The organism is Spirochaetota bacterium (assembly GCA_004297825.1).
GTDB lineage: Bacteria > Spirochaetota > UBA4802 > UBA4802 > UBA5368 > FW300-bin19.
In genome coordinates, this window is record SCSX01000090.1 from 24,287 (window position 1) to 45,008 (window position 20,722).

General features: G+C 60.9%; 16 protein-coding genes. 11 read left to right on the forward strand and 5 right to left on the reverse strand.

Annotated features, from left to right (window positions below):
* Nucleotides 1-10: 10 nt before the first annotated feature.
* The 3 genes from EPN93_20230 to EPN93_20240 all read left to right on the forward strand — a co-directional run bounded on the left by EPN93_20230 (nucleotide 11) and on the right by EPN93_20240 (nucleotide 8,463).
* Nucleotides 11-5,410: a hypothetical protein gene (locus EPN93_20230; protein TAL30153.1), complete on the forward strand. Its 5,400-nt coding sequence runs from the start codon at nucleotides 11-13 to the stop codon at nucleotides 5,408-5,410.
* Nucleotides 5,411-5,412: 2 nt separating this feature from the next.
* Nucleotides 5,413-7,482 (forward strand): hypothetical protein, encoded by a 2,070-nt coding sequence (locus EPN93_20235; protein TAL30154.1) that lies wholly within the window; start codon nucleotides 5,413-5,415, stop codon nucleotides 7,480-7,482.
* A gap of 96 nt (nucleotides 7,483-7,578) precedes the next feature.
* The gene (locus EPN93_20240; GenBank protein TAL30155.1) at nucleotides 7,579-8,463 is read left to right on the forward strand and encodes a hypothetical protein; all 885 of its coding nucleotides are present in this window, start codon (nucleotides 7,579-7,581) and stop codon (nucleotides 8,461-8,463) included.
* A gap of 67 nt (nucleotides 8,464-8,530) precedes the next feature.
* Here the strand turns inward: EPN93_20240 and EPN93_20245 are convergent, their stop codons facing one another.
* Nucleotides 8,531-9,604 carry a hypothetical protein gene (locus tag EPN93_20245; protein ID TAL30156.1) on the reverse strand — a complete coding sequence of 358 codons (1,074 nt, stop codon included), beginning with the start codon at nucleotides 9,602-9,604 and terminating at the stop codon, nucleotides 8,531-8,533.
* Complete coding sequence (locus EPN93_20250) at nucleotides 9,591-11,303, reverse strand: aminotransferase class V-fold PLP-dependent enzyme (protein ID TAL30157.1); 1,713 nt, start codon at nucleotides 11,301-11,303, stop codon at nucleotides 9,591-9,593. The genes EPN93_20245 and EPN93_20250 overlap by 14 nt, the downstream gene beginning before the upstream one ends.
* 268 nt (nucleotides 11,304-11,571) lie before the next feature.
* Here EPN93_20250 and EPN93_20255 point away from each other — a divergent pair, with 268 nt between their 5' ends.
* Together EPN93_20255 and EPN93_20260 are read left to right on the forward strand one after the other, a co-directional pair.
* The gene (locus EPN93_20255) at nucleotides 11,572-11,886 is read left to right on the forward strand and encodes an anti-sigma factor antagonist (protein ID TAL30158.1); all 315 of its coding nucleotides are present in this window, start codon (nucleotides 11,572-11,574) and stop codon (nucleotides 11,884-11,886) included.
* An 83-nt stretch (nucleotides 11,887-11,969) separates the two neighbouring features.
* On the forward strand, nucleotides 11,970-12,272 hold the full coding sequence (locus tag EPN93_20260; protein TAL30159.1) for an ArsR family transcriptional regulator: 303 nt from the start codon (nucleotides 11,970-11,972) through the stop codon (nucleotides 12,270-12,272).
* Between the two features lie 21 nt (nucleotides 12,273-12,293).
* Here EPN93_20260 and EPN93_20265 read toward each other — a convergent pair whose 3' ends face one another.
* Nucleotides 12,294-13,121, reverse strand: a complete 828-nt coding sequence (locus EPN93_20265; protein ID TAL30160.1) for a hypothetical protein — start codon at nucleotides 13,119-13,121, stop codon at nucleotides 12,294-12,296.
* A 1-nt stretch (nucleotide 13,122) separates the two neighbouring features.
* Nucleotides 13,123-14,049, reverse strand: a complete 927-nt coding sequence (gene murB / locus EPN93_20270; protein TAL30161.1) for a UDP-N-acetylmuramate dehydrogenase — start codon at nucleotides 14,047-14,049, stop codon at nucleotides 13,123-13,125.
* A gap of 195 nt (nucleotides 14,050-14,244) precedes the next feature.
* Here murB and EPN93_20275 point away from each other — a divergent pair, with 195 nt between their 5' ends.
* The 5 genes from EPN93_20275 (at nucleotide 14,245) to EPN93_20295 (ending at nucleotide 19,314) form a co-directional block, all read left to right on the forward strand.
* A complete protein-coding gene (locus tag EPN93_20275) occupies nucleotides 14,245-14,787 on the forward strand; it encodes a hypothetical protein (GenBank protein ID TAL30162.1) in 543 nt (180 codons plus the stop codon).
* Nucleotides 14,788-14,813: 26 nt separating this feature from the next.
* Nucleotides 14,814-16,238 carry a cysteine--tRNA ligase gene (locus EPN93_20280; protein TAL30163.1) on the forward strand — a complete coding sequence of 475 codons (1,425 nt, stop codon included), beginning with the start codon at nucleotides 14,814-14,816 and terminating at the stop codon, nucleotides 16,236-16,238.
* Complete coding sequence (gene rlmB, locus EPN93_20285; protein TAL30164.1) at nucleotides 16,220-16,957, forward strand: 23S rRNA (guanosine(2251)-2'-O)-methyltransferase RlmB; 738 nt, start codon at nucleotides 16,220-16,222, stop codon at nucleotides 16,955-16,957. Before EPN93_20280 ends, rlmB begins: the two co-directional genes overlap by 19 nt.
* A 363-nt stretch (nucleotides 16,958-17,320) precedes the next feature.
* Entirely contained in the window at nucleotides 17,321-18,598 is a 1,278-nt protein-coding gene (locus EPN93_20290) for a DUF1343 domain-containing protein (GenBank protein ID TAL30165.1), read from the forward strand.
* A gap of 128 nt (nucleotides 18,599-18,726) precedes the next feature.
* Nucleotides 18,727-19,314 carry a hypothetical protein gene (locus EPN93_20295; GenBank protein TAL30166.1) on the forward strand — a complete coding sequence of 196 codons (588 nt, stop codon included), beginning with the start codon at nucleotides 18,727-18,729 and terminating at the stop codon, nucleotides 19,312-19,314.
* Between the two features lie 16 nt (nucleotides 19,315-19,330).
* On the opposite strand, the gene EPN93_20300 is transcribed toward EPN93_20295, so the two are convergent.
* Nucleotides 19,331-19,954: a TetR/AcrR family transcriptional regulator gene (locus EPN93_20300; protein TAL30167.1), complete on the reverse strand. Its 624-nt coding sequence runs from the start codon at nucleotides 19,952-19,954 to the stop codon at nucleotides 19,331-19,333.
* Nucleotides 19,955-20,214: 260 nt separating this feature from the next.
* Here EPN93_20300 and EPN93_20305 point away from each other — a divergent pair, with 260 nt between their 5' ends.
* On the forward strand, nucleotides 20,215-20,511 hold the full coding sequence (locus EPN93_20305) for an anti-sigma factor antagonist (protein TAL30168.1): 297 nt from the start codon (nucleotides 20,215-20,217) through the stop codon (nucleotides 20,509-20,511).
* Nucleotides 20,512-20,722 lie beyond the last annotated feature (211 nt).

Consider the following 20,722-nt stretch of genomic DNA (forward strand, 5'->3'; position numbering starts at 1 on the left):
GCGGTCAACCATGAAAAAAATATTCGCGGCGTCCCTCATCCTGTGCGCGGCGTCCCTCGCGATCGCCTGCGGCGTGCCGGGCAGGCAGGTGCTCCCCGACGGACGCGCCGTCTACGCGAAGCAGGACGGTGCAGCGCTACAAAAGAAAAACGTCATCGAAGGTCACGTGCGGTATCAACACTACGAAAACGACCGCTATCACACCCTGCCGGTGAAGGGCGCCGTGGTCGAGATCAAGAACGCGAACATGGGCATGGGCTATTACCGCTGCGAAACCGACGGCAACGGCTATTTCCACGTCGAGGACTTCATCACACAGGTCCGGTACGTGATCGAAGTACGCGCGGAGGGTTTCGTGACCTACCGGCACACACAGCATATCCAGGCCGGCACCTACGATATCCAGCTCACCCCCGAGGCGATAATCTCCGGAACCGTAAAGGATTCGGCGGGGGGGCCGATGCGCGATGTCGAGGTTCGACTCAACCATCCCCATGACGACGCCGAGTCCGGCGAGGAGGAGGAACCCGGCCGCGCGAAGCCGAAACCCTTCGTGACCGCGACCGATGCGCGCGGCCTCTACCGGTTCGACAAGCTCACGAGCGGAAGCTACGCGGTGACCTTCCAGAAACAGGGCTACATCACCGAGACCGCGCGCCTGCAGCACGTGTCCAGCGGCGAAAAATTCAACCTTCCCATGCAGATGCTTCGCCCGGCGCGTCTTTCGGGAAGGCTCTCTATCGAGGGAATAGACGCCCCGGCGATCAACGTGGACGCGACGCTCGCCTCCGGAAAAATCGCGCACTCGACCCAGAGCTACCAGGACGGGAGCTACCAGCTCGAGGATGTGAAGCCCGGGACCTACAAGCTCTCGCTCTCGCACCAGGGCTTTTTCAAGATCGAGACGCCGGTGATTACCGTGCGCGAGGGCGACGACCGTGCGCACACCGATTTCACCATGCGCCCTAAAAGCCCGGAGCTCGAGGTTTACTCGAACCGCTACACCTTCGCGCCCGGCTCCAAGGTCGAGTTCAGCCTCAAATCGTTCAGGCTCGAAAAGGTGAAATTCACGGTCTACCGCGTTCCCGTCGCGGTGTTCTTACGGGGCAAAACACAGCCCGGGGCCGTGGACCCCGCGACGTCGGGCTTCAGGGCGGAGCGGCAGTGGGACGATACCATACGCGAGTTCGAACCCTACGAGTGGCGCTACCAGTCCGTCGAAATGAACGAGCCCCTCCCGCCCGGCGGTTACTGCATCGAGGTGACCGGCGCCGACAAGGTCACCAGCCGCAAGTTTTTCAGCGTGACCTCCGTGGGCGTGGTCGTGAAGCGCTCGCGCGAATCGGTCTTCGCGTACGTGACGGACCTCGTCACCAACGCGCCCGTGCCCGGCGCGGCCATAGCACTCTTCGACAACACGCCGGAGAAGCAGGAGTACCGCGAGTCCGAGTACGCCTACAAGCCCCCGGAGCGCATCGAGGACCTTCCCGTCGCCGTCGTGCAGAAGGGCGCGACCGACGTGACCGGCGTGTACCACGCGCCGCTCAAATCGGACATGCACGTCTCCATCCTCGCCGTGGGAACCGACGGCAGCTACTCGTTCTGCAGCACGGGCTCGCCCAACCAGTTCGCGCGCGAGGAGAACAAGTTCTTCATCTATACCGACCGTCCCGTGTACCGCGCGGGCGACAAGGTGCATTACAAGATCCTGGGCAAGCACCGCGCGGAGCGCTTCGTGCCGCTGGGCCGGGACACGTACCATTACGAGATCCGCAATATCGACACCGACGACACCATAGATTCCGGGAGCTTCCCGCTCGACGAATGGGGAACCTTTCACGGCGACATCCAGCTTTCCTCCGAGGTGCGCCTGGGCGAATACGAGCTGCGCGCGGGGACGTCGCCCGACGACCTCTACGCGGCGGGGCGCTTCTACGTGGAGCAGTACCGCAAGCCCGAATTCAAGATCGAGCTCACCCCCACGGCAGCGTTCTTCACGAACGGCGACACCGCCGAGTTCAAGGTCGAGGCCCGTTACTTTTTCGGCGCGCCGCTCAAGGGGGCGCTCGTGCGCTACCGCTTCTACGAATCGCGCCTGCGCGACACCGACACCACCTACTGGTGGGAGGAGGACTACGGGCGCAGCGAATCGTACAACAAGATCAAGCTCGAGGGCGAGAAGTACCTTGACGACAATGGGATCGCGTCCTTAAAGCTCCATTGCGGCGACTACCCCTACGACCGCGAGATCACGCTGGAGACCACCATCGTCGACAGCTCGAACGTGAGCATCACGAGCCGCGAGAGCGTGAAGATCGGGCGGGGCGAGTACTACATAAAGATTAATCCCGCGCAGAACTTTTTCTCGGACGACGAGAAGAAGATCGTGCAGGTGAAGACGCTTGCGCACGACGGCAAACCCGTGAGCGCCCCCGTGGAGATCAAGGTCTACCGGTACGTGTGGAAGCCCTGGCAGCGCGTGTACGTGCACGACGCGAAGCCTGTGTTCGAGAAGAAGCTCACGACCGGTGAGAAGGGCACGGCCGAGCTCGAGCTTCCCGGGAAGCTCGACGTGTACGGCGAATTCGACATCGTCGCGACCGGGCGCGACAAAAAGGAAAACGTGATCAGCGCGAACCGCGTGGTGTGGATATACTCCAACTTCGGATACAAGATCGAATCGCGCTTCAAGAACCTGGAGCTCGCCGTGAACGACGCGGAGCTGGAGAAGCCCGGCGAAATCACCTGCCTCCTCAAGAGCCGGTTCAACGACGCCTGGGTGTGCATCACCCTGGAGGGCAGGGACGTGTACGAGTCGCGCGTGGTAAAGATGACCGGCAATATCACCCCGGTCAAGCTCGACATCAAGGCGCGCTACGCCCCCAACCTGTTCATCACCGCGACCATGCAGCGCAACCGCGCCCTCTTCATGTCCTCGGCCGGGGTATCCATTCCCGATCCCGACACGGGGCTCACGATAGCGGTGAAGGCGGACCGGGAAAAATACCTGCCCGGGGACACCGTCAAGCTGGCCGTGAAGGCCGCCGATACCGCGGGGCGCCCCGTCCAGGCGGACATCTCGCTGGGCGTCGTGGACGAGGCCATCTACCAGATCCGTTACGACCACACGCCGCGCATGCGCGACTTTTTCTATTCGAAGATTTCCAACTGGGTACTCACGAATTATTCCTACCCCATAACCATTCTGGCGGGAGCGGGAAAAGAGGGCAAGATCAAGGTACGCGAAAACTTCAAGGACACCGCGTTCTGGAAGCCGGACATACGTACCGGCGCGGACGGGAACGCCGAGCTCTCCTTCACGGTCCCGGACAACCTCACGACCTGGCGGCTCACCCTGCGCGGCCATGACAGGGAGGGGCGCGTGGGCGAAAAAAAGAGCGAGATCCTCGTGACCCAGGACCTGGTCGCGCGCATCGGCAAGCCGCGCTTTTTCACCGAGGGGGACAGGCTCTCGCTCATAGGCATCGTGAACAGCAACACGGCGCGCGGCCTCGAGGCCGTCGCGACCGAGTTCAAGATGGACGGAACCGCGGTCTCCCCGGAGGAGAAGGCGAAGATCAGCCTTCCGGCGTTCGGGTCGGCCCGCGCGCACTACCAGGTGCAAGTCCCCGGGAACAGGGAATCCGTCGACCTCTACTTCCAGGCGCGCGCCGATGCCGAGGCGAAGGACGCGCTCAAGCTCACCGTCCCCGTGCAGTCAAAGGGCGTGCCCTACAAGCTCTACGGCCTGGGGGATATGTCCGGGAATCGCGAGGTCACGCTTTCGCCCCTGGGCGCGACCGACGACTTCGAGTATCGGCCCGAGACCCTTACCATCACGGTGCACCCCGACCCGATCGCGCAGCTCATGCGCGCGTCGAAGTACCTCGCCGAGTACCCGTACGGCTGCGTGGAACAGACCATAAGCCGGTTCCTCCCGAACCTGGCCTTCAAGGCCCTGCTCGCGAAGCGCGGCATGAAGGACGTGCCGGTGGACCCGGAGCTGGACGCGAAGATCTCGGTGGGCATCCAGCGTATAACCCAGATGCAGAACGACGACGGGAGCTGGGGCTGGTGGAGCGGCGACCGCGGCAACGAGTTCATAACCGGCTACGTGCTCTACGCGCTTCGCACCGCCAAAGGCCTCGGTTATCCCATCGACGGGGAAAGCGCGCGCCAGGGCCTGGAGGCCGTCGAGCGCATGCTGCAAAACGAATCGCTTCTTTCGCCGGACGGCAAGGCGTACCTGTTATACATCTATGCCTTTTACGGGAAATGGAGCAAAACGGCGTACGCCGCGCTCGCTAAGGAATCCGCGCTCTCGAACTACGCGCAGGCCTTCCTCGTGCGGGCGATGGCGCTCGCTCCCGGAATCGCCTCCATCCCCGCACAGGACCGCGCGGCGATCGCGAAGCTCCTTCCGGAGCAGGTGGCGGCATTAAAGAACCGCCAGCAGACGGACGGCAAGGGCGCCTACTGGGCCCCGGGTGAAAACCCCTGGGCATGGCAGGGCGCCTCGACCGAAATGAGCGCCCACGTGCTCGCCGCGCTCGTCGAATCGGGCGACACGGGGACGATCCCCGCCTCGATCGTGGCCTCGATCTGCAAGAGGATGCGCGGCGGCGCGTGGACGAGCACCAAGGAGACCGCGCACGTCTTCTTTGCCTTCTGCAAATACCTCGAGGCGCGCACGGGTGAACTCTCGTCCGCCGGGAACATCACCTTTTCCCTGGAAGGAAAGGACATCGCGACCCTCGCCTATGACACGAAGACCATGCGTGACTGGGAAAAGCTCTCCGTGACGGTCAAGCTCCCGGGGTCGGCGGGGAGCGCGTTCAAGGTCGCCGCGCGCGGCAGCGCCGGTCCCGACGCGCTCTTCGAGCTCGCGCTCAACGGGAACCTCAACTTCAAGGACACGGGCTTCCTCTCCCTTTTCAAGAGCGAGGACCGCAGCGTCCGCTCGCTCGAGAACGGCATCTCGCTCGCGCGCCGGTATTACTCGGTGATGCGCGTGCGCGACGCCAACAACAGCGAGTACTTCGTACCCGAGGAGATCGGGGACAGGAACGCGCTCAAGGTGGGCGACGAGCTTCTGGTCAAGATCAAGTTTCGCGCCCAGGACAACTTCGAGTACCTGGTGCTCGAGGACTACCTGCCCAGCGGTTTCGAGGTCGTGATGAAGAACGCCTACGGCGAGTACCAGCCCTTTTCCCACGCCGAACAGTGGGACAACCGCATGGTGTTCTTCTTCACCGGGCTTGAAAAGAACCGGGTGTACGAGATCGCCTACATCATGCGCGCGGAGCTTCCGGGCGAGTTCCTGGCCCGGCCCTCGCGCATGGAGTGCATGTACGAGCCCTCCATACAGGGATGGGCATCTCCCTCCCGGTTCGTGATCCAGAAGAAGTAGGGATGCGCGCCGCCGCGCTCCTCCTGCTCGCAAGCCTGCTTCCGGCGCCCGCATGGGCCGGAAGCGACGTTGCGCGCAATGGGGGGCCGATACGCGTCTCCATCCTCTCCCGGCACCTGAAGTCGATGGCCGCGGGCGAGCTGGATCGAATCCTGTTTGAACTTCCGGATAACGTCTCCTGCGTCCGCGCGGACGGCGGGACGCGCGTCCCGGTGAAAACTATCGAGATCGCCCACCGCGACGGCGCCTTCCGGGTCCTCCTGGACGGGGAAGCGGCCGGCGATCGCGTGAGCCTTACGATCGAGGGCGCCCCCGGACTCACGGTCGGGGTGCGCTTCAGGGACGATTCGAGGCGCTACCCCCTTCCCCTGCGCATCGACGCATCGCCCCGGGAAATCTCGATCGTCGCGAGCGAAGAGCCCGAACGCTACGCGCGCGACAGCGCCGCCGCCGAATACGGCCCCCAGCCCCGATCGGGCGCGGAGGCGCTCGAAGCGCTCTCCCTCCTCGTCCTCGCGCGCGCGGAGCGCGCGCGCGCCCGCCCCGTACACGGGAACGCGCACGTCTGCGACCTGAGCCACTGCCAGGTCTACCGGGGGCGCCTCGACCGCGCCGACACGAGTATCGGCGAAGCAAATTTCCCGTGGCGCATCGACGCGACCGCGCTTTTTTGCGAACCCGTGTTCCACGCGCGCTGCGGGGGCGCGACCCTGGGCGACGGCGTCTTCAGCCTGGGCGAAAAGCGTGCTCCGGGGGTCCGCGACCGGCTGCTTGGCGAGGGCGTCTACCTTTGCCGGAACGGCCGGGAGGGATGGACCGCCGCGCTTCCGGCCGGCGAGCTCAGGTCCATCCTGGGCGGGGACACGGGCGAGATCGCCGCGATCGTCTACGACCGCGCGGCGTGCCGGCTCGAAATTCGAACCGACAGGGGACCTCTCGAGTTCGCGCCCGAGGATTTCCGCCTCAGGATCAACCGGGTCAAGGGGTGGAGTTTTTTGAAAAGCAACAATTACGAGGTTCGAAAGGGCGACGACGCGGGTGGCGCGGCGTACCTGTTTTCCGGGCGGGGCCTGGGGCACAACGCGGGACTGTGCCAGCACGGCGCCCTCGCGCTCGCGATGCGCGGCTTTTCACGCTACGAAATTCTATGCCATTACTTTCCCGGGATCGGTTTTGTACGGGGCGCGCACGAACGCGAGCCGGACAGTCCCTATCTCTCTTACGTCGGTTTTTCGCTCGTAACGGGGGAAGTCCTGGACGCGCGCTATGCGCAGATACTCTCCCGCAGCGTCGCACCCGGTTCCGTCTTCAAGCTGCTGGTTTCGCTCTACCTCGTCGCGCGCCGCCCCGACCTCGCGCGCGGTTATCGCTATACCTGCGAGGGCGCGAGCGCCGATACGCACATGCCCGAAAAATGCTGGAAGCCGGGCGGGCACGGCGACACCGATCTCTCCCGCGCGATCTCGTGCTCGTGCAATCTCTACTTCGCCTCGCTCTACGCGCACATCGACCGCGCCGATTTCGCGTCATTCATCGCCTCCCTGTCCCGCCGGCCGGGAATCGCCCTCGCGCTCCCGGACATAGACGGGGACGCCGGATTCGCGCGCCTGCTGTGCGGCCTCGATTACCGCGTGAAGCTGACCGTCCGCGATCTCGTGAAGGTCGCGATGACCGTCTCTCCCGTCGCGGTATCGGACCGCCCAGTCGATGAATTCCGGCGATCGCTGCCCGCGGGCGGCCTGGAGGTCATCCGCGCGGCCCTGGCCGAGACGGTGCGCACGGGTACGGCATCCGGGGAGAGCGAACCGTACGGAAGCGCGCGGGAGAATATCGAACCCCTTCGCCGCGGGCCCCTGGAGGGCGACGACGAGCCCGGGGGCATGGTCCCGTCGTCATCGTGCTGGGGGAAAACCTCGACTGTCATGGCCGGAACGAACCGGTACCTTTCCTATGGATTGTTCCTGGGGGGCGACAGGGACAGGGGGCTCATAACCATCGTAGCGCGGGGGAACGGCCACCTGGCCGCCCGGTGGGGGCTCAGGATTTTAGGACGGGAACCCCCTGCCCGTTGAAAAAACTTCAGTTTTCCCCCTTTTCCCTCCGATATTTCTAAAGAAGATTACTTGTTCCCAATTCTCGTATTATCATTGTACTGAAGAGGTTACTCCATGAAGCTGAGAAATATCTCCGTCACCGCGCTCTGCCTGGCAGTCTGTGTTGCCCTGCTGGGGCTGTTCTCCGTCGTCGCGACAGTAAACGCCCAGGACGCCGCGAAGGACGCCCCCAAGGACGCCAAGGAAGTCAAGGCGGCCGATAAAAAGGAAGAAGCCCCCAAGGAAGTCACGGGCTGGCGGGTGAAGGATTTCAAACCCTATATACAGGCCATGCAGGAGCTGCAGAAGCTCAGCAAGGACTATTCCGAGAACATGCTGAAGCTCGCGATCGACGAATACTCGACGGGACTCGACATCCTCGAGGACATGGAAAACGAGGTGACCAAGCTCGTCACCGCCAACAAGGAAAAGAAGAACCTGAACGAACGGTGGTACTGGCAGGAAATCGACCGGAAGAACCAGGAAGAGCGCCAGGTCGCGAAACTGAAATACGACGCCAAGCTTAAATCGGTCACCTATTTCACCCGCGCGATCAACCACATGGACAATGTGCAGTTCCAGGAGGTCAGGAACAACCCGAAGTTCCAGACCTTCCAGAGCCGGCTGTACCAGGTGTACGTCTCTTCCCAGTACGACCTGTACAACTTCAAGCCTTGCATCCCCATACTCGAGCGTTATATCGCTTTGAACGAGCAGAATAAAAAGGACGTGTGGGCCTACAAGTACCTTTCGAGCTGCTACGGCTACCTCGAAACGGTGGTGGGCAAGTCGAGCCAGGCGCCCGAGGCGACGCAGCTTCAGTACAAGCAGTTCAAGAACCGCTACATGCTGCAGGCGGTGGAAATCGAGTTCGGCGCGGAATCGATCGAGTACAAGCATCTGCGGGAAATCGTGGAGATGGACGAGAAGAAATCGGAGCGCTTGAACGACTTCAAGTAAGCGATCGAACCGATCCAGAGTTAAAACCGCGGCGGGGAAACCCGCCGCGTTTCATTTTGGCCCGCCCCTATTCCGACGCGAGCGAACCCCGCGCACTGTAGCCTAATTCCCCGCGTGACCATTCGATTTTAAAGACGACGTCCGGCGGCACCGTGAGCCTCAAGGGGGCCGGCTGGTCGATATTGTTGGCGCGCTCGTATTTTTCCTTCACGCGGTTGAGCTCCCACCTTTCGGCGCGCACGACGTGGCGGGACCCCGCGTCAACCTTCGTACGGAATCGCCGCACCGTCCCCGCGGGGCCGCTCTCGGTGCGTCCCGCCTCCGTCCCGTCCACGAAAATCTTATAGAACACGGTCGCGGACGGATCGCCCGCGGGGGAATCGTCCGTGCACAGTATCTCAAGGTTGTATTCGCCAGGACGCGCAAGCCTTTTATCGATGGCGTAGGCGGCGATCACCCGCGCCTCATGGGCGTCCACCACCGCGACGGCCGCCCCGTCCGCGGCGAACAGTATCCTGCCATCGACCACGGCCTGGAAGCGCGCCGGCGCCCCGAGCGCGAGCGGGATCCTCCGGCCGTTGATGCTCACGAAAGTCCCCTCCTTCCCCTTTGCCAGGATGCACGGTCCATCCCCGGAAAGCGCGAAGTCCATCGCCGCCTCCGCGAGTGGTGCGCCCCCGCCGTTCAGGTCGATGCGGTAGAGCGTGCCCTGGCTGCCGTCATCGCCGGCAGTAGGCGCCGTAAGCACGAAGAGCGTCCCGCGGTTCCCGGCGATCTTGACCGGGGTCACCTCCCGGTCCGGCTTCCAGGCGTACTCGGTCTCCTTTTCCGTTTGTACGTCCATGCGGCCCGCCGTCAGTTTCCGGTACCCGCCCTGGCCCTTTTTCGGCTCATCAGCGCGCAGGTACCACAGTATCCCGTCGGCATAGCGCGCCATGATCACCCCGCCTAGGGGCAGGGCCTTCACCCCGTCCTCCGCGTGGGCGTACACCTTCCCGTCAAGGAGCACACAGGCGAAGGGAAGCCGGCCGGGGCGCGTCTCGGCTTCATGCTTCGTCTCGGAAAACGCGATATCGACGGCGCAGGCCATGACAAGCGCGCTTGCGATAAAGGCTGCGGGGAGGCGGTCAGAGTTTTTCAAGACGGTGCGCGAAATCGGCCCTGTAAATCTTTTCACCAAGCCTGTTGTGCTCATGCACGATCTCCTGGAGGATTTCGGTCGTCGTGAGCGGGTTGATCGTCACCGAACGGAGGACCACGATCTTCTGGGGGCTGTACTTCGTGGATTCCAGCGTGGTGCGGGACACGAAGCTGTTGTCCTCCTGGCGGATGGCGCGGTGGAGCTCGATGTTCAATTCATTGAGGGTTTCATTGATCGCGTGTATCCGTTTCAGGAGGCGAACCACCTCCTGCGTCACCTTCGCGCTCTCGACCTGCGCGAGCAGGAGGTTCAGCTTTTCCTGGATGCGCGCGGGCACGAACCGGTAGTTCATGATGAAAATCTCGGGATTGCTGGTGCGCTCGAAATTCGGATGAAGGTCGATGAGGTTTTTCAGGGTGTTCGTGATCTCGAACGCGTGCTCGAAGAGAAGGCTGAAGCCCTCGACGCCGAAAATTTTGAAGGTAACCCACGGCTTGAGGCACGAGAACGGCCGGGACCCCTCCACGGTGAAGCGCCCCTGGTCGACCGAGTCGGGGCGTATGATGTAATTCGAGGTGTGCTTGATATAGTTGAGCGCGGTCTCCTTCCGGAAGAGTATCATCCCCATCGAAAGGGGCGAATACATGAGCTTGTGCGCGTCGAAGGTCACCGAGTCCGCGTCCTCGATGCCCTTGAACATGTCGCGGTACTTGTCGACGATAAGGAGCGACCCGCCCCACGCCGCGTCCACGTGGAAAAACGTCTTGTTCTCGTCGGCGACCCTGCGCATCTCCAGGAGATCGTCGATGTTCCCGGTCTCGGTCGTACCGGCGATCCCCACGAGCGAGATGATCTTGATTTTTTCCTCGGATGCCGCGTTCGCGTCCTGGATCTGCCTGCACACCTGGCGCAGCCGCGCCATGTCGATCCTGTCGTTATCGTCGACCGGCACCTTGATGACGCTGCAGTTCCCCAGGCCTATGATCCGCGCGACCTTCTCGAAGGAATAGTGACCGCGCTGGCTCACCAGTATCACCGCGCGCTTCGTACGGTAGTGCCGGAACGCGTCATAAATGCCCGCCTTGCGGATTCCGGGAAAGCGCCCGTCGGAGGGAAAGGCCTGGTTGCGCGCCACCAGCATCGCGGTCAGATTCGCCATCGTGCCGTCCAGCGTGACGTTTCCCAGGGCGATGCGGTGATTCTGGACGTGCGTCCGGTAGAAGTTGACGGACCTCTTGAAAATGAGCCGGTGAATCCATGCGATAAGCTCGCGCTCGACGAAGGTGGAGGCCTTCGCGGTCTCGATCTTCACCTGGTTCTGGTTGAGCGCGGCTATGATCATCTCGAGCAGGATCATGAAGTAGGGGATCGCGCTCGTCATGTGGCCTATGTAATAGGGATTGCCCACCTTCACGGAATGGGCTATGATCTTGGACTTTATCTCGGCGAGTATATCTTTGAGAAGATAGGGGTGCCGGGGAATGTCGATTATCGAAAACATCTTGGCGAGCTCCTGGATGGAGATCTCGCTGTGGATGCCGCCCTTCGATTTGAAGAAATTGTGGATGAGGTCCAGCAGCTCGTGTCCGAACTCGAGGAACTTGTCCGGGGAATCGGGCATGATGAATAGCCGTTGCAGGTGGTCCAGGTCCGCCCGAACCTCCGCGCCCTTCCGGATGTCGATCCTTTGCGGTTTCATCACGCTTTCCCGCCTCATCTCAGTCCATGAATGTTCTTTTGCAAGAACTTTATCTCTATAAATTCAAATTAATGTAATATGAAAATTAAAATACTCCATGCCGTCATCGCGTAGTACGCCTGCTCCCTCCCTCGCCCGTCGTGTGGTACAGTATACCCGCCGGTCGCGGCAAAATCCCGAAATACCCCGTGATTTTTTCTAATTTTTAACCCCGCCGTGCCGACAATTAGAATGCGGACAGATAGCGGCTTTTCACGGAAGGGGGCGTATGAACGGACACACTACATGGTCGTTTCCAAGGGAAATCGAGTTCGAGGACGCCACCCAGCTGAGCCGGCGCATCCGCGAGCTCTCCGTCATTGAAAACACGGTGGTGTTCGACCTCAGCGCGACCAAGCACATCCATTCCTCGTTCGTGGGCTTCCTTATACATACCAAGCAGTACCTTGAGGCCCAGGGGATGCATCTCATCCTCAAGACATCCCCGCAAATAGACAAGATACTCGCCATGCTGGACCTCGCGTCCTACTTCCCCATCGTGACCGCGCCTGCCGCGCCGGAGAAGGAGCCCCTTCTCCAATAGGGCTTGAAATCTGCTTGACAGCTGTTCATCTTTTTACTGCATAATTGAATTCTCAAATACAACCGACTGCGGAGACGTCCCGGATGGCCGATATATCATTCACAGAAGAACAATTCACCTCGACGAGCGACATTTTGAAGTCCATCGCGCATCCGACACGGCTCAAGATACTGTGCTTTTTGATAGAAGGGGAACGTTCGGTGGGAGAGATCGAGCGCGAGTTCGGCTCCACGATATCGAACATTTCGCAGCACCTCACGGTGCTGCGCCGGATGGACATCATCAAGCGCCGCAAGGACGCGAATTTCATGTTTTACTCGGTGAAGGACGACAAGGTCCTGACGCTCCTGGGTACCATGAAGAAGCTCTTCTGCCCCCTCAAGTAACCGCCCGGTACCGCCGGGAGCCTAAAAAACCTTCAGGATTCGTCGCGTATTGAAGTAGCGGTCGCCGTTGCGCAGATAGCAGAATGCCCACAGGTAGCTTCTTCCCCCGTTCTGCACCAGGCCCTTGGGCAGGATGCGCCGTATGCTGATCTTCCCGGTCTCGTCCATGTAACGTATCTGCACCTCGTCGCCTATGACTATCCGGTTGTTCAGGTGCAGCCGCTCCTTTTCCCTTCGCGAGAGCCGGGGACGGATAGGCTGTCCGTGTATACGATGCAGGTCGTTGAAGGTCCAGCTTCCTTCATGGTCGTGAAAGGCCACCGCCCGCCGGAACACCTCCATGCAGCCGAGCGCGTCCGACAGGGCGCGATGATACCGGATCTCGACGCCCAGGGATTCGCACAGCGTCTGTAGCCGGTAGTTGGGCAGGTTCGCGAAGGTCTGGCGCGCGATCCTCACCGTGTCGTAGGCGCGGAACGCCGGGACATCGCGCGTGCTCTGCTTGAAGGCGACCTCCATGAACGACAGGTCGAACCGCGGGTTCTGGATCACGAGCGGGGAGTCGCCGATAAACCCGGCCAGGCTGTCCAGGAGGTCCGCGATGGGAGGGGCGCCCTTGACCATGTCCCCGGTGATCCCGTGTATCTTGATCACGGCCTCGGGCATGTCGCGCCCCGGGTTCACGAACGTCGAATAGGTTTCCAGTACCTCGCCCAGGGTGAAGCGTATCAGCCCGATCTCCACTATCCCGTCGGCGACGGGGTTGATACCCGTCGTCTCGAAATCAAGGGCGCAGTACACGGCGTCCTTAAGCCTCATTTCCGCTGCCGGTTCGGTGCGTTCCCGCATATCAGAACTCCCCCGTCATACGCACCTCGGGATGCAGGGCGATCGAAAAACGCCGGGAAACGGTATCACGCACGTGCTCGATGAGCGCGCGCACGTCTCCCGCGCTCGCGCCGTCAACGTTGACTATAAAGTTGGTGTGAAGCTCGGAGACCATTGCCCCGCCGATGCGGTAACCCTTGAGTCCCGCCTCGTCGATCAGCTTCCAGGACGAATGGCCGTCCGGGTTCTTGAACACCGATCCCGCCGATGGATACTGGAGCGGGTGCTTCGCCCCGCGATCGTCGAGTATCGCGCGGATGCGCGCCCGGGCCGATCGTATATCGGCGGATTCGGGCAGACGGAACACCGCGCCGGTAATGACCGCCCCCTCCTCCATGTCCATACGCCGGTAATGGGCCATCTCGCGCCGCACCTCGAGGCTCTTCGACGCGCCCTTACGGTCGATATACTCGATCCTGGTGAGAATATCGATGAAGTTGCCCATGAAGGTCCCGGCGTTCATCACGATGCCGCCCCCGAGGCAGCCGGGGATACCCGCCATGAAATCCGCCCCTTCGAGGCCCTCATCCAGGCACCAGTCGATAAAGCGCTCCTTGGGGACGGTCGCGTCGGCGTAGACCGTGCCGTCGGCGCATCGGCGCATCTCGCCCTTCCACGCGCCGTCATGGCCCAGGGAGAGCGTGATTCCGGGTATCCCGCGGTCTCCCACGAGAAGGTTCGAGCCGCCGCCTATGACCGTGAGCGGTATGCGCGCCTCGTTCACCAGGCTTACCACGGCGGCGGCCTGCCGGGGGCCGGAGGGGCACACGAGAAGCTCGGCGGGACCGCCCACCTTGAACGTCGTATGCCTGCTCATGGGCTCATTCGCGAGGGCGCAGCCCTGGGCGGCAAGCTTTTCGATCAATTCGGATGTAATGGGGTTTCGCATGGCCTTCTAGCGCACACCATCGTGACATGAGAGCTTTTTGTCAAAGTAAAATTGGGCTTTACGCCGGACCCCGGATTTTATTATTTACTATAATAAAGACAGGCAAGGGGGGGGCCGATTCTGCCGATAGTGTAAAGAGGCCTCCCGCCCGAGTACCGGGGCCCGATGCCCCAAAAAGAGAGAACGCAGCGCTCAATGAAAAAGGCCAAAAAACCACTCGCACCGCTGAACACGGAATTCACCGACGCGGACGGCACCCGGTGGATACAGACCTCCACCGAGGACCTGTTTTCGGTCAAGGAGCTCAACCAGATACTGGAAAGCGTGGAGAAGGACCGCCAGGAGGGCGAGATCGTGCTCGCGCGCATCGATTTCCAGCGCGTGAACAAGGAGTATTACGACACGGTCCAGAACCTCCAGAACAAGCTCACCAAGCGCACCGAGCTCCTGAAAAAACTCATAATCGAGAGTAAAACAACAATTGACAGGAAAAACAAAAAGCTCAAAGAACTGATTGAATACATCAAGAAGCTTCACGTGCTTCTTGCGTATTACAAGCTGAGCCCGGAGCACATCGACAAATTCCGTTTCACGCCGGAGTTGTATCGGCCCGGCGAAGGGGCGGCTCCGGCCGAGGCCGGGGAGCGTCCGGAGGAAATCCCGACGCTCGCGTACAGCGAGGTCGAGGAGCTTCTCCTGGACGATGAGGGAGAAGAGATCGCGCCCGGCACCCAGTAACTTCCAGACGCGAGAGGCGCACCGCCATGAAAATCCACAACACGCTCACCGGGCTCCGGGAGGAACTTATCCCCGGGGGATCAAAAAAGGCCTCGGTCGCCGAGTACCCCCCCGTGACCATCTATTCCTGCGGCCCCACCGTCTACGGATACGCCCATATCGGGAACTTCCGCACCTTCATGTTCAACGACCTGCTCAGGCGCTATTTGAAGTTCCGCGGCTTCCGGGTCGATCACGCCATGAACATCACGGACGTGGACGACAAGACGATCGCGGGCGCGCACCGCGAGGGCGTGGAGCTGCGCGAATACACGGACCGCTATATCGGCATCTTTTTCGAGGACCTGAAAACGCTCAACATAGAGCCGGTCGAGCACAACCCGCGCGCAACCGAGTCCGTAGACGCTATGATCGATATCATGAAAAGGCTCCGTGAAAAGGGCATCCTCTACGAGAAGGAGGGCTCCCTGTACTTCAGCATCGCCAAGTTCGAGCGCTACGGGGCGCTCAGCCGCCTGGATACGCGCGAGATCAAGTCCGGCCTTCGCTACGACACCGACGAATACGAGAAGGACGACGTGCGCGACTTCGCGCTCTGGAAGTCCGCGCCGGAGAACGAGCCCTCATGGGACACGCCCTTCGGCAAGGGCCGCCCGGGATGGCACATCGAGTGCTCGGCGATGGTGAGGAAGATTTTCGGCTCCACCATAGACATCCATACCGGCGGGGTCGACCTCATCTTCCCGCATCATGAAAACGAGATCGCACAGAGCGAAGCGGCATACGGGGACCGATTCGTCCGTTACTGGATACACGTCGAGCACCTGCTTGTCGAGGGCTCCAAGATGTCCAAGTCCAGGGGGAATTTTTACACCCTGCGCGACCTGCTTGAAAAGGGCTACACCGCGCGCGCGATCCGCTATCTCCTGCTCTCGGCGCACTACCGCAAGCAGCTCAATTTCACCTTCGAGGGGCTCCACCAGGCCGGGGCCGCGCTCGAGCGCATCGACAACCTCCTCGTGCGCCTGGGGGACGTCCCGGGCGGCGACGGGGAAACCCCGGATTGTGCGCCCATGATCGAGCGCTTCATCGAAAAATTCTCGATCGAGATGGAGGACGATCTCAACGTGTCGGGCGCGCTGGGCACGCTCTTCGATTTCATCCACGCGGTGAATTCACATATCGACGGGGGAACGCTGTCCGGCCCCGGGAAGGCCCTCGTCATGAAAGCGCTGAAAAGGATCGACTCGGTCCTGGGGGTGATCTTCTTCCCGGCCGACGCCGGCGCCCCCGAGGACTCTGCGCGCATCGAGGCGCTCATAGCCGAGCGGAAGGACGCGAAGAAGCAGAGGAACTTCGCACGGGCGGACGAGATCCGCGCGGCGCTCGAGGCCGAGGGAATCGTGCTTGAAGATACTAAAGACGGGACACGATGGAAAAAAAAGAAATAATAGGCCGCAACCCAGTCCTGGAATACCTGCGCACCCTGGAGCCGGGACAGGACGCCGAGCTGTTCATCTCCGAGTCCGCGCACGGGAAGATCATCGAGATTATCGCCGCGGAGGCCCGCCGGGCCGCGGTGAAGATCACCTACGCCCAGAGGGAATTCTTTTCCCGGGTGGATTCCTCATCCCGCCACCAGGGGGTAATGCTGCGCATCGTGTCGCGGGGGCCGCAGATACGCGACGACGAATTCATCGCGGAGCTGGCGGCCCGGTCGGGGGTGCTTGTCGCCCTGGACCAGCTTACGGATCCCCATAACATAGGTTCCATCATACGCACGGCGGAGGCCCTGGGTGCCGGGGGCGTGATCATGACGAAGGCGCACGCGCCGGAGATCAACCAGACCATTATCAAGACCTCCGCCGGAGCGACGGCCCATATCCGGATAATGCACGTGGGAAACATCGCGCAGACGCTCGAGAAGGCGCGCGAGGCGGGCTTCTGGATTATCGGAACCTCCGACGAGGGTGACACGGGCATGGAAAAGCTCCGTGAGCTGCGGCCCGCGGTCCTCGTGATAGGAAGCGAGGGAAGCGGCATGCGCCGCCTCACGGGCGAGAAGTGCGACTACCTCGTGCGCATCCCCCTCAGGGGGCACATCTCCTCGCTCAACGCGTCCGTCGCGGCGGGCATACTCCTGTGGGAGCTCCTCCGGGAAGACGACTAAATGTAAATTATATAGCGGGTCCAGCCCAAACTCCTCCCCCTCGATGGGGGCCGCTCACGGACATCCGTGTCCTCCGCGGCATTCGTACATCCTGTACATCGAGGTCGGGTGAGAGGGGAAAGCATCACCCTCCCCTAACCCCTCCCATCAAGGGAGGGGGATTTTTGGAGACACACCTTGGTTGACTTATAATCTACGCCACACTACCCGGAAAATAATGTCCACCTGGATGATTAGCATGTGAAATGCCCTTTTTTATTGACATCGGAGGGCCCCGGGGGGATAATCCCCCTTCTCCGGGGTTTCCCGGCAATTCGGGGATCCGCACGATGACCGCCGGGACTCAATAGAGGAAGCCGACCAATGATGACCATAAGTCCGTTCAAACACACCCCCGTGCGCCCGCACACCGGCATATTTGTCGGGATCGCCCTGGCCGTGGTGCTGATATTCGGCACCCTCCTGATGAGCGGCTTCTCCGAGGAAGAGCCGGCAGGCCCGGTGCTGCCGGGCATCGACGTGCTGGCAGAGCGGGGTTTCGATTCGATCGCCGGCAAGCGGGTAGGGCTCGTTACGAACCACACCGGGATCACCCGGAGCGGCGCGAGCACGATCGACACGATTCACGGTTCCGGGAAATGCACCCTCGTCGCGCTCTTTTCCCCCGAACACGGAATCCGGGGCACCGCGGACGAATCGGTGGCTTCCAGTGTTGACAAAAAGACGGGGCTTCCCATATACAGCCTTTACGGCCAGTCGTACAAACCCTCGAAAGCGATGCTGCGCGGAATTGAGGTGCTGGTATTCGACATCCAGGACATAGGCACGCGGTTCTATACGTATATAGGGACGATGGCCCTGTGCATGAGGGCGGCAGCTGAAACGGGCATCAAGTTCGTGGTGCTCGACCGGCCGAATCCCATCGGGGGCGTCAAGGTCGAGGGGGCGGTGCCCGAGAACGGCGTGTGGGGCGGGATCACCTCGATTTACCCGATCCCCACCCGGCACGGCATGACGGCGGGCGAGCTTGCCCTTCTGTTCAACGGTCACTTCAAGATCGGGTGTACCCTCGAGGTCGTGCCGGTAAAGAACTGGAAGCGCTCGATGTATTTCGACCAGACGGGACTCACGTGGCTGAATCCCTCCCCCAACATGAAGACCCTGAACGGCGCCATACTGTACCCCGGTCTGGGCGTGACGGAAACCACGAACGCATCGGTGGCGCGGGGGACCGATAAGCCCTTCGAGATGTATGGGGCCCCCTTCTTCGACGGAAAGCGTATCGCCGATAATCTTTCAAAGCGATCGACGCCGGGCATTCAATTCAAGCCCTGCACCTTCACGCCCACGGCGCCGTATCACCCCTACCGCTACCAGTTGTGCAGCGGGGTGCAGGCTGAAATCACCGACCGCGAGACGCTGGATTCGATAGCCGCCGGGCTTCACATGCTGCAGGCCATGTACGAGATTCATCCCGACCGGTTCATGGCGTATGAAGGCTTCGTAAACGAGACCGGGGACAGGTACACCTGGAACCTCCTCGCCTGGCAGAAGCTCGCCCCTGAAAAAATAATCGCCGCGTGGCAGCCCCGGCTCGAATCGTTCAAGAGGGTACGGGAAAAATACCTGCTCTACAAGTAACCCCCGGTAAAAAACCGCATTTATCTAATTGACATTATATATACTCGTGGTATAAACGGACCGGACAGACGGACGGACCGGTTTTTCGTAGTTTTCGTCCCGATTTTACCCCAGCTTCGGAGCGCCCCATGAGCCATTCCCATAATATGTGTTCGAGCGAAACCAAAGGAATCGACCAAATCCATTGCGTCTCTTGCGGCAGGGAGCTCGATTACGTATCCGCAACCGTATCGGGAGAGGCCGCCGACGCGATCTACATCTGCATGGGTTCCATCAAGCAGAAGATTTTCGTATACGGCAAATACGTGGGGGGCCGATACGGGGCAATCTCGTTCGGAAAGTATTTCACCAGGGAACAATGCGCCGAAAAAGCCTGCGACGAAAGCATCGCGGAGATGCTGCGCACCATGAGCGAAGAGGAATACTCCCGCTTCATCACCTGCCACAAGGGGGTGATGGAGGCGATCGTTCTCACTAAAAGCAAGGTCGAAATGCGCAAGAAGGACCTGGTGGGGGGCGCGCTCGACTCGGTCCTCCCCCGGTTCAGCGACGAGAGGAAATATTTCTGCCACGAACATGCCGGCGCGACCGGCTTCAGGTGCAGCTGCGGGGAACCGCTCATCGATATCGGGTCCGATCTCTACCGCGACCTCACGGGGATGGAGGACCGGAAATTCATCGAGGTCTATCTGCCCGGAATACTGGAGCTCAAATAAGGCGGGGCGCAGGGCGTCAATTCTCCGGGCGTGAATCCCCAAACAGCGAAATCACGTACCGGGTAAGCCTGGACGGGTCCATCCCTATGGGATCGACCTCCTCCAGCAAGCCCGCGCTCAGGAAGATGATCTGTGCGATGCGCGCCTTGAACTGGTAATCGAACCCATTGTCCCCCTGCCCCGCCTGGCCGAACTGCGCCCTGCGCACGATGTCCTCGTAGAGATTCAGGTGGTTACGGAAAAATTCGCGGATGGGACCCATGATCTTGTTGTCTTCGAGCCCGTAGAGGACCAGGTTCAGGAATATCTTGATATTTCGCGTGTTGAGCACGAATCTCTCGATCCCGTACAGGGTCGAGAGGAACGCCCTGTCGCGGGCGAGATCGATATTGCCGATGACGCCCAGGTGGTCTTTCTCGATGTCCGTGAAGAAACTCCCGATGAGCTCCATGAACATCGCCTCCTTGGTGTGGAAATAGTAGCGCAGGCCCCCCTTCGATACGCCGGCCTCGTCGGCGACCGTTTGAAGAGATATATACGAGTACGCCTCCCGGTCAAGACAGCGTTTGAGCGCGTCGATGATGAGCCTTTTTTTCTCCCGGTTTTTTCTCTCTTTTTTGTCCTCGTTTATCCTGGGCATCGTTCCTTCCCTCACTCCACATCTTTATGCACGTCACTGATCCACATTATACCCGCGGGAACATCCCGGGGTGATGCGCACCGCCCCTCGGCTCATGGGTTCCCCTCCCGGACCCATGCCTCCGGTACGCCTCTGTACGCGCGATTCGGCATTTCTGTAAATTGACCGCCCGTCCGACTATTTGCTCTTGACATCTGGTAGTTACCATCTTTCAATGTATACGTCAACAAGAACACGATGGCGTATGTGGCGCAGGAACGATGAATTTTAAAATATTGGAAAATGCGGAAGTGATCAGGCTTTCGGTCGACAGGGAAAACGGCGCTCAATCCTTCGTCGAGTTCCATGAAAAGATCGTGGAGATGGTCAAGACGTCCGCCCAGGACATCGAGGTCGACCTTGGAAGCATCGACTTCATCGATTCCACCGGCATCAGCCAGCTCATCATGCTCTACAAGCTCCAGAAACAGAAAGCGAAGTCCATGAGGATTCTCAACGCGACCCCCATGGTCACCAGCCTGCTCAACCTGAGCTCCCTTGCGGAAGTAATAAGCTGATCGCCGCGCTTTAAACGCCAGTCGACGTATCGGCGGATCGAGCCGCGTTCCCATTACGCGTGCCGGCTCGCAAACTCCGTTCCATGCCGACACACCCGATGCCGCCGGGCACCCTCATTGCAATTTCCGGGATTCATTGATGCCCTGCTATGCGCCTGGACGTCCGTATGCAAACCAGCATTATCGGACCATGAAAACTGTAATCTGTCAC

Bases quoted from the DNA above. Each gene is read 5' to 3' on its own strand.
- EPN93_20230 (TAL30153.1), top strand. From the start codon at position 11: ATGAAAAAAATATTCGCGGCGTCCCTCATCCTGTGCGCGGCGTCCCTC.
- EPN93_20235 (TAL30154.1), top strand. From the start codon at position 5,413: ATGCGCGCCGCCGCGCTCCTCCTGCTCGCAAGCCTGCTTCCGGCGCCC.
- EPN93_20240 (TAL30155.1), top strand. From the start codon at position 7,579: ATGAAGCTGAGAAATATCTCCGTCACCGCGCTCTGCCTGGCAGTCTGT.
- EPN93_20250 (TAL30157.1), bottom strand. From the start codon at position 11,303: ATGAAACCGCAAAGGATCGACATCCGGAAGGGCGCGGAGGTTCGGGCG.
- EPN93_20255 (TAL30158.1), top strand. From the start codon at position 11,572: ATGAACGGACACACTACATGGTCGTTTCCAAGGGAAATCGAGTTCGAG.
- EPN93_20260 (TAL30159.1), top strand. From the start codon at position 11,970: ATGGCCGATATATCATTCACAGAAGAACAATTCACCTCGACGAGCGAC.
- EPN93_20265 (TAL30160.1), bottom strand. From the start codon at position 13,121: ATGCGGGAACGCACCGAACCGGCAGCGGAAATGAGGCTTAAGGACGCC.
- murB (TAL30161.1), bottom strand. From the start codon at position 14,049: ATGCGAAACCCCATTACATCCGAATTGATCGAAAAGCTTGCCGCCCAG.
- EPN93_20275 (TAL30162.1), top strand. From the start codon at position 14,245: ATGAAAAAGGCCAAAAAACCACTCGCACCGCTGAACACGGAATTCACC.
- EPN93_20280 (TAL30163.1), top strand. From the start codon at position 14,814: ATGAAAATCCACAACACGCTCACCGGGCTCCGGGAGGAACTTATCCCC.
- rlmB (TAL30164.1), top strand. From the start codon at position 16,220: ATGGAAAAAAAAGAAATAATAGGCCGCAACCCAGTCCTGGAATACCTG.
- EPN93_20290 (TAL30165.1), top strand. From the start codon at position 17,321: ATGATGACCATAAGTCCGTTCAAACACACCCCCGTGCGCCCGCACACC.
- EPN93_20295 (TAL30166.1), top strand. From the start codon at position 18,727: ATGAGCCATTCCCATAATATGTGTTCGAGCGAAACCAAAGGAATCGAC.
- EPN93_20300 (TAL30167.1), bottom strand. From the start codon at position 19,954: ATGCCCAGGATAAACGAGGACAAAAAAGAGAGAAAAAACCGGGAGAAA.
- EPN93_20305 (TAL30168.1), top strand. From the start codon at position 20,215: ATGAATTTTAAAATATTGGAAAATGCGGAAGTGATCAGGCTTTCGGTC.